Annotated in this window: 7 protein-coding genes; 4 read left to right on the top strand and 3 right to left on the bottom strand. The window is 31.6% G+C overall.

Translation table 11 applies throughout. The features are described 5' to 3' along the window. Positions 1–298: 298 nt before the first annotated feature. Entirely contained in the window at positions 299–1,096 is a 798-nt protein-coding gene (locus LBP67_02165) for a carboxypeptidase-like regulatory domain-containing protein (protein ID MDR2083785.1), read from the bottom strand. A 130-nt stretch (positions 1,097–1,226) separates the two neighbouring features. Continuing rightward, the gene (locus LBP67_02160; protein MDR2083784.1) at positions 1,227–2,246 is read right to left on the bottom strand and encodes an aminotransferase class V-fold PLP-dependent enzyme; all 1,020 of its coding nucleotides are present in this window, start codon (positions 2,244–2,246) and stop codon (positions 1,227–1,229) included. A gap of 273 nt (positions 2,247–2,519) precedes the next feature. Between LBP67_02160 and LBP67_02155 the strand changes: the two genes are divergently transcribed. The 4 genes from LBP67_02155 to LBP67_02140 all read left to right on the top strand — a co-directional run bounded on the left by LBP67_02155 (position 2,520) and on the right by LBP67_02140 (position 8,167). Continuing rightward, positions 2,520–3,899: an MFS transporter gene (locus LBP67_02155; GenBank protein MDR2083783.1), complete on the top strand. Its 1,380-nt coding sequence runs from the start codon at positions 2,520–2,522 to the stop codon at positions 3,897–3,899. Positions 3,900–3,993: 94 nt separating this feature from the next. Beyond that, positions 3,994–5,124, top strand: a complete 1,131-nt coding sequence (locus tag LBP67_02150) for a glycosyltransferase (protein ID MDR2083782.1) — start codon at positions 3,994–3,996, stop codon at positions 5,122–5,124. Positions 5,125–5,491: 367 nt separating this feature from the next. Beyond that, positions 5,492–6,517, top strand: coding sequence for a dehydrogenase (locus LBP67_02145; protein MDR2083781.1), 1,026 nt, complete (start codon positions 5,492–5,494; stop codon positions 6,515–6,517). A gap of 18 nt (positions 6,518–6,535) precedes the next feature. Next, the gene (locus LBP67_02140) at positions 6,536–8,167 is read left to right on the top strand and encodes a hypothetical protein (GenBank protein ID MDR2083780.1); all 1,632 of its coding nucleotides are present in this window, start codon (positions 6,536–6,538) and stop codon (positions 8,165–8,167) included. Positions 8,168–8,257: 90 nt separating this feature from the next. Here the strand turns inward: LBP67_02140 and LBP67_02135 are convergent. Continuing rightward, a partial coding sequence (locus LBP67_02135) for a T9SS type A sorting domain-containing protein (GenBank protein MDR2083779.1) occupies positions 8,258–8,842 on the bottom strand: 585 nt, incomplete at its 5' end.

Below are 8,842 nucleotides of genomic sequence, written 5' to 3'. Positions count from 1 at the left end.
ATTATTACCATTGCCTTTATGCTATGTCAAGATAATCTCATTTAATTAATGAAATACCTATTCATAAATAACAGGTCGCTCCACAGGTCTTTTGTGCTTAAATTATGTCAAAGAACTTTTTATATCTTTCTTCTTACTTATCTAGATTTGCAAAACTTCTATCTTTTGCAAACGTGAGTGCAAAGATACACCTTTTTTCTAATTTCAAAACATTTTCTAGAAAAATATTTTAAAATTCTTTTTAAATACTAATTTTCAGAATATTAAATTAAGAAGAATTGGGGGTTTTTGTAAAGAATCATTTATTCGACTTCAAATTTTTTGTTATTTCTTGCAGAATATCGTATTCATTTGTCGCAAATTTTATCTTTCCGGCTTTTAAAATAAATATCTCAACAAAATTCTTATATTCATTTTGAGACATATTATAAGGTTCGCTCATTAAAATATTTTTAAGCTCATCGGACTTCATATAAGTATCAAAAAAAGATGTTCTTTTATCATTTTCAATAACTTCCTTAGTATCTCTTTCTTTCTTCGTTTCCTTATTTATCAATCCGCTAAGAAATCCATCAATTGTTACTCCTATCCCGAAGTACTGTAGTTCAGGAACTTCACTTTTCCCTATGTTATTTTCTTTTTGAAACTTTATATTAATATCATCATTGACTTTCTTATGCCAAATTTCATTCTTTAAGGGAGCAACACCCTCTATATTAACCTTTTCCTTCTTATCCATAGGAACAATCACCACAGAATAAGCATAAGGGATTTCAACCGAGCTTAAAGTATATATAATAGGTGTAATTTGAAATATAACTTTATTGTTTTCAAAATTTTTATAGTTAGACACGAGAATATTTGTTTTTTGATACCCTATACATGAAACTGTTAATGTGTCATCGCCAAGTACATATATTGAAAAGTTTCCGTGATAATCGGATATTGTAGCACCTTTTGAACTGCTAAGAACATGTGCATTGTGAATAGGTGCCTGTGTGGACGAATCGAGTAATTGTCCGTAAAAAATCTTCTTTTCTTGTGTATATGCAAGAAATGTTACGTTTATCAATAATATACAGAATAATTGTTTCATTAAAATGAATTAAAAAGCAAAGATATATAAAGTTAAGAATTGAGAATTAGGAATTAAGAATTATTATGAAAGAGATTCACATATCCGGATAGCGAGAAAGTAGATGTAAAGCATAAATATAAGGTCTGATTTATAAAATTTCTCTAACTGAAGAAATAAAATCATTAATGTCTTGTTCCGTTGTATCCCATGAAGTTACAAGTCTTATTTCGTTTATTTCTTCATTCCAAATGTAAAAGAAATGTTTTTTCAAAAGTTTATCAATCATCTCTTTATTCATTTTTAATAATAAAATATTTGCATCGGTATTTTGGGTAAAATCGAAATTATATATTTCTAATAAGCTTTTTCTTAGAAGTTGTGCCATTCTGTTGGCATTAGAAGCGTTGCGAAACCATAAATCATTTTCGAAATAAGATAAATATTGACATCCAACGTATCTCATTTTCGAATATAATTGAGCCAATTGTTTTCGAATATATTTTAAGTTTTCCGATAATTCTTTCCTGAAAGAAACTACTGTTTCCCCTATCATCATTCCGTTTTTTGTACCGCCAAAACTTAGGATATCTACCCCACAATCGACAGTTATTTCCTTAAATGATTTGTTCAGACAAACGGCAGCATTTGCAATTCGGGCACCATCCATATGCAAATACATATTATGAGAGTGAATTAATTCTGCAATTGCTTTGATTTCTTCGCAGGTATAAACAGTTCCGAGTTCCGTACATTGAGATATGTAAACAACTTTCGGTTGAGAATGATGTTCGAAACCAAATCCGCTTAATAATGGTTTTATTGATTCCGGAGTTAATTTTCCATTAGAAGTTTTAACCGCTTTAACACTGGCGCCTGTAAAATATTCGGGAGCTCCGCATTCATCAACACAAATATGCGCAGTATCTGCGGCAATAATGGAATTGAATGTGTTTGTTGTTGTTTTCAGGGATATAACGTTTGCACCGGTACCATTAAAGACAAAAAAAGTTTCGACATTATCTCCAAAAATTTCTTTAAATTTTTGTTCTGCCTTTTTTGTCCAAATATCATCTCCATACGCAATCTGATGATTATCATTTGTATCATTTAATGATTTTAAAATATCCCGATGTACACCGGAGTGATTATCGCTACCGAAACTTCTCATGTTAAATATTAATTTTTGCACAAAAATAATAAAAGTTACTGATTTTGGTTAAACTTCTCTGTATTACAAAATTTATATAATAAACTATTCAAAGATTCAAAAATTATTATTTTCATACTTAAAAATCATCATAATTTAAATTAAAAATCAGTATATCAATATATTACTATATCAAAGTATTATTGATAATTAATTATGAATAATTGAATTAATAATAATTCAATTTTATTACATTTGCATTTTATATTTAATTTAACTTAAAATAATATAATTATGACAGAGAAATTACAAAGATTAATGAAAGACATTCCGGTTGTACGTTGGATTGCCCTTGTTTTATTAGCATTACTAATGTTTTTCGGATACATGTTTATGGATGTTTTATCACCATTACAAAGTTTACTCGAGTCGTCAAAAGGTTGGACACCTGAAACTTACGGGACTTTTATGAGTTCCGAATATTTCTTAAATGTGTTTGCTTTCTTTTTGATTTTCGCCGGAATTATTTTGGATAAAACGGGAATCAGGTTCAGTATTATATTGTCTGCCGGATTAATGGTTCTCGGTGCTTTTATAAAATATTATGCTATTAGTGATTATTTTGTAGGAACCGGATTAGAATCGGCTTTAAGTTCATGGTGGGTTGCTTTTCCGGCATCTGCTAAGTTAGCAGCATTAGGTTTTATGATCTTCGGCTGCGGTGTTGAAATGGCGGGCGTTACTGTTTCGAAAGCTATTGTTAAATGGTTTAAAGGAAAAGAATTAGCTCTTGCTATGGGTATAGAAATGGCGATTGCACGTTTAGGAGTGTTTGCTGTTTTCAGTCTTTCTCCTCGTCTTGCCGACGGAATAAATGTAAGTAAACCCGTTCTTTTCTGCGCATTACTTCTCGTCGTCGGTTTTATCTGCATTCTTACATATTGCTTCATGGACAAAAAATTAGATAAACAGCTTGGCGAAAGCGGCGTTGAACCGGATGAACCGTTTAAGATCAGTGATATTGGTAAGTTGTTTTCAAGTAAAACTTTCTTGATTGTCGCTTTCTTATGTGTACTTTATTATTCTGCAATTTTCCCGTTCCAAAAATTTGCGGCAAATATGCTGGAATGTCGATTAGGTATTAGTAATCAGGCTGCCAGCGATATTTTCAGATGGTTCCCTATCGGAGCAATGGTATTAACTCCGCTTTTAGGTGCTTTCTTAGATACTAAAGGAAAAGGTGCAACAATGTTAATGCTCGGTTCGATCTTGATGTGCTGCTGTCACCTCGTTTTCGCCCTTACTCCCGAACAATATTTTACAAAAGGCGTTGCTTATGCAGCAATCTTATTACTCGGAGTTTCTTTCTCATTAGTTCCTGCTGCTCTTTGGCCATCAGTTCCTAAATTAGTGGAAAACAGATATCTTGGAACAGGTTATTCGGTTATTTTCTGGATACAGAATATAGGATTAATGGCATTTCCTATGTTAATCGGCTGGGCTTTAACAGTTACTAATAAAGGAGTAACAAATCCGACTGATTATAATTATACTGTTCCTATGTTAATCTTTGCAAGTTTAGGTTTGTTTGCTTTAATCTTATCAATATGGTTGAAAGCCGAAGATAAGAAAAAGGGTTACGGCCTTGAACTGCCCAATATTGAGAAGAAATAATAATACAAGAATTAAAATAAAATGACGCAAAGAGATTCGGATTTCTTTGCGTCATTATTAAATTAAGCACTCTGCATGTTTGCAGGTAAAGCTTATGAGTAAAAGAAAAATCATTATTGTCGGCACGGCTTATCCGTATCGTGGCGGACTTGCTGCTTTTAACGAAAGATTAGCAAGAGAATATCTTCATCAAGACAATGATGTACAAATCTTTACCTTTACTCTACAGTATCCGAAGTTTTTATTTCCAGGAAAGAGTCAATATTCTATAGAAAATCCTCCGGCGGATCTTCATATACACAGGAAAATCAATTCTATTAATCCTTTTAACTGGATAAAAATCGGCAGGGAAATAAAAAAACTCAATGCCGATATAATGATTACAAAGTTTTGGTTGCCTTTTATGGCGCCCTGTTTCGGAACTATAGAAAGGATTGTAAGAAAAAACAATAAAACTAAAGTAATTTCTATCTTAGACAATGTTATTCCTCATGAAAAACGAATTGCCGATAAACTTTTCGTTCGTTATTTTGTAAATTCAACTCAGGGCTTCGTTGCAATGTCTAAATCTGTTTTAAATGATCTGGGATTATTTGACAAAGAAAAACCGAGAATATTATGTCCGCATCCTTTGTATGATAATTTCGGATTGAAGTTGAACAGAGAAGAAGCATTGAATATGTTGGAATTAGATACGAGTTTCCGTTATATTCTATTTTTCGGGATAATTAGAGCTTATAAAGGATTGGATTTGTTGATCGAAGCTTTCTATAGACTTAGAAAGTCAAATGATAATGTGAAACTTATTATTGCGGGAGAATTTTACGAAGATAAAGAACAATACAAATCGCTCATAAAAAAATATAATCTTGAAGAAGATATTATTTTGAGAGATGAATTTATTCCAGATTCCAAGGTCAATATTTATTTCAGTGCTTGCGATATTGTGGCACAGCCTTATAAAAGTGCAACACAAAGCGGAGTAACACAAATTGCATATCATTTTGAGAAATCTATGTTGGTTACGGATGTAGGCGGATTATCGGAAATAGTTCCCGATAAAAAAGTAGGTTATGTTGTAAATACGGATCCCGATGAAATTGCCCAAGCTCTTGATGATTTCTTCAAAAATAATCGCCAACAAGAATTTGAAAAAAACATCCTCATAGAAAAAGAAAAATATTCGTGGGAGAATATGGTTAATGCTATTGACTCTCTGCTATAATATCGATTTTTTACTTTATCATAAAAGATATATATTGAAAAACAAGGACCGTTTTCCGACATAACTAAAAATCTTTTCTAATAAAATAGTCTATTATTTTACTAATTTTCTTGAATGTCGGATGGTTTTTCTTTAAGTCTTGTATTAATAAATCTTTGAAGTTATTAAACAAATAATATCAAAGAAATCTTTAAGGAACATCATAAAATAAACAAAACTTTAAACTCTTTACATTTTGCTTATCATGTATATAATCTTTTGAAACACATAAGAATTTAATTTATATTGCATCCGCATCAAATATTCAATTTAAATTTTCAAAAAATTGTCGTATTTTTGCAATAGTATATCAGATAGCATAAAAAACATGATAATAAGAAGCAAAGCACCTTTAAGGTTAGGTTTGGCAGGCGGCGGCACAGATGTATCGCCCTATTCAGATTTATATGGTGGCGCTATTTTAAATGCAACTATAAATATGTATGCTTACGCTACTATTGAACCTTTGGATAACGGAAAGATTATTTTCGAATACCCGGAAAAAGACTTCTCAGAAATATTTGATAATGATTCTATATTACCGACAGATGGAGATTTTTCTTTGCAGAAAGGTGTTTACAACAGGGTTGTAAAAGATTTTACAGATAAACCTCTATCATTTAAGCTAACTACTTTTGTTGATGCACCCGCAGGTTCCGGGCTTGGAACGTCTTCAACATTAGTTGTTTCTATCTTAGGTGCATTTACCGAATGGTTGAAACTACCTCTTGGCGAGTATGATATAGCGCGTCTGGCTTATGATATTGAAAGAAAAGATTTGAATATGGCAGGCGGTAAACAGGATCAGTATGCCGCTACTTTCGGCGGATTTAATTTCATGGAATTCATCAAAGACAATGTTATTGTTAATCCTTTACATGTTAAAAACAGATATAAAGACGAATTATCGCACAACTTAGTGCTTTATTATACTGAAACCAGCAGATTATCTTCCAAAATCATCGAATCTCAGGTAAAAAATGTTTCATCTAAAAATGAAGAATCTATTTCGGCTATGCACGAATTAAAAGCTTCCGCATTGGAAATGAAAGAATCTTTATTAAAAGGTAATATTGATGATATAGGTAGAATTTTGGATATCAGCTGGCAAAACAAAAAGAAGATGGCAAAAGAAATAACGAATGAACATTTGGATAATATTTATAGCATTGCAAAAGCCGCGGGAGCAACTGGCGGCAAGGTTTCCGGTGCAGGCGGCGGCGGATTTATGTTCTTTTACTGCCCATCGGTAAGTCGATACAAAGTTATTGATGCTCTCAAAAATTATAATGGCGGTTACGATCAAAGATATGAATTTACCGATGAAGGATTAAAAACGTGGACGGTTTATTAATCTTTCTACTAAATAATTATGGACGAAAATAAAACTCAAAAAGCTAATATAAAAACGCTTTTCTCTGAAAAAGAGCTTGAACAACTTTCTTCAGCCTTTACCTTGTCGGATATGGAAATATTTATTTTTCCAGAATTATTTTATCCGCTCGTAATCTCAAACATAATGTCACCGATTCTTTGGGAATGGGCAAAAGATTCTTGGTTTGACGGCATTGAGAAACGCTCTGTAAATTATAGAATAAACAGAATTAAACAGTATATTATGGATAATACTGTTTTTAATCTTGATCTGGATACTTGGGGATTGACTACAAAAGAACGCGAGATTGAAAGATTTAGTAGTTTTATTGATATGGATGCCTTGAGGCAATCAAATGCGCTTTTCGGTTATGAAGGCGACAAATATTATTTCAGCATTGATATCAGAAGACATTTCGGATTGGATAAGTATGATTCGGAGGTTATTCCTTATTGGAAAACCGAAACTATTGAAGCTATGATGGCTTTCAAAAATAAACCGGAATACAATATGGGCGCCGGAGAATGTGTTTCATTAGTAACACTTTACGCTGCCGCACTGTTTGTCATAGGAAAAATTCCTTTGGAAAAAATCTTTCTTATCGCAACGCCATTACATTCGCAAGGATTTATTGCCGAAAAAGAAGGCTTTTTAACAAACAACAGAAGGTTGGTTACAAAGAAAATGTGGTTTAATGCTACGGAATTATCGGCAAAAGCAAGACGTGCTATCGAAAATGAAAAAATTACTATAGTGTCGCATATAACCGGTTATATACATACCTTCTATAAAGAAGCAACTATCTTCAAATCATATTATCAAGAATTTACACATCTATTCACTAATTTTCTACATACGAAATTCAATTTTGAGATTTTTATCAACTATATCAGAACAAAACCCGAATTTTGGGATTGTTTTCAATATAAACATTTTAGAAACGGAAAGGAATGCTATATAGATTTTAAAACAATCTATAAATATCAGTTGAACAGCAAAAATTCATTGGCCTCAAATAGTAAGAATGCCTTATTCGAAGAAATGGATCCGAGAGATTTTCACGCAATGCCCGATAATAAAAAAATTCTTATCAATATTTTTGAAGATTTTTTAAACGAAAATCCCCACGCTGAATTTGATACCATTAAAAATTATTTTTATTCGATGTATATTCCCGAAGGTTGTTCAAAGATGGATACGCTTTTTGATGAAATTGAAAAGTACATTAATGTTGTTCCTGATTTGCCCGGTTCTGATAAAGAATACATTAAGGAGGAAATTTTAGCAATTAACCCTTTAATGACAAGGGAAGAAATTATTTCTTATGTAAGAAGTAAACAAAATGAAATAGAATCGGCTAATTTTGCCTTATATGTTTATCGCGATATGGATAATATTGCTTGGGAACCTTTTATAAAAGCAGTCTTTGAGCGTAATCCGGTTTCAGTTGAAGCGTTAAGAGATAAAAGCATTGAAGAAATCCACAAGATAATTCTAGATTTACCTAATAAATCTATTTATAGTGAAGGCAGACTTGCACAACCTGATGAAGTTTGGAATTTTCAATCCGGAAACGGGCTTGAAAAATGTTTTTTATTTTTGAATGTGATAAATGCTATTTACAATTAGAAATACTGAAATTGGTGAAAGATTATTGATAATGTTAAATAATCCTTCATCAACTTCTTACTTCATATTTCTAAATTTTCATAATTAAGCTTAATCCTTAATAACTTTCTTAATACAATTTCCACCATCCGTCTCAACCTTAATAATATACATTCCTACAGGCAAATCATTAATATTGATTTTGTTTGATTTCTCTTGTTTTACTAATTTACCGGTCAGGTTGTAGATTTGAACGTTTTCTATTTCATCATTTTCCACTGAAATATTAATATAATCTTTTGATGGATTAGGGTAGATGGCTATTTCTGATGTTGATGGTTCTATTTCTTCTATGCCGGCGGGTTTAGGGGTTTTGGTGTAGGAGATAGTTATCAAACAACATTGCCTAGTATCATTATAAGTACTTTGCATATTATTGTAATACATTTCTATATTTGACTGACCATTAACCCACTCGTCTCCATATATGGCATAATATCCTCCTTTTATTCCGTTATTATTTTCATCGTATTCATATAGAAATTTTGTAGAATCAAAATAATCTGAACTTAATATATCTTCTGTCAAATTATTATTGATATCATATAAATAAGTTCTTTTTGCATTATCTTGCCATTCATCATTTATATAATATTGTGTGATTATTGTGGAAATATAGTTGTTAGGAGTATATGA

The organism is Bacteroidales bacterium, assembly GCA_031276035.1.
GTDB lineage: Bacteria > Bacteroidota > Bacteroidia > Bacteroidales > BM520 > RGIG7150.
This window is presented reverse-complemented; position numbering and strand designations above follow the sequence as displayed.

Bases quoted from the DNA above. Each gene is read 5' to 3' on its own strand.
- LBP67_02165 (MDR2083785.1), bottom strand. From the start codon at position 1,096: ATGAAACAATTATTCTGTATATTATTGATAAACGTAACATTTCTTGCA.
- LBP67_02160 (MDR2083784.1), bottom strand. From the start codon at position 2,246: ATGAGAAGTTTCGGTAGCGATAATCACTCCGGTGTACATCGGGATATT.
- LBP67_02155 (MDR2083783.1), top strand. From the start codon at position 2,520: ATGACAGAGAAATTACAAAGATTAATGAAAGACATTCCGGTTGTACGT.
- LBP67_02150 (MDR2083782.1), top strand. From the start codon at position 3,994: ATGAGTAAAAGAAAAATCATTATTGTCGGCACGGCTTATCCGTATCGT.
- LBP67_02145 (MDR2083781.1), top strand. From the start codon at position 5,492: ATGATAATAAGAAGCAAAGCACCTTTAAGGTTAGGTTTGGCAGGCGGC.
- LBP67_02140 (MDR2083780.1), top strand. From the start codon at position 6,536: ATGGACGAAAATAAAACTCAAAAAGCTAATATAAAAACGCTTTTCTCT.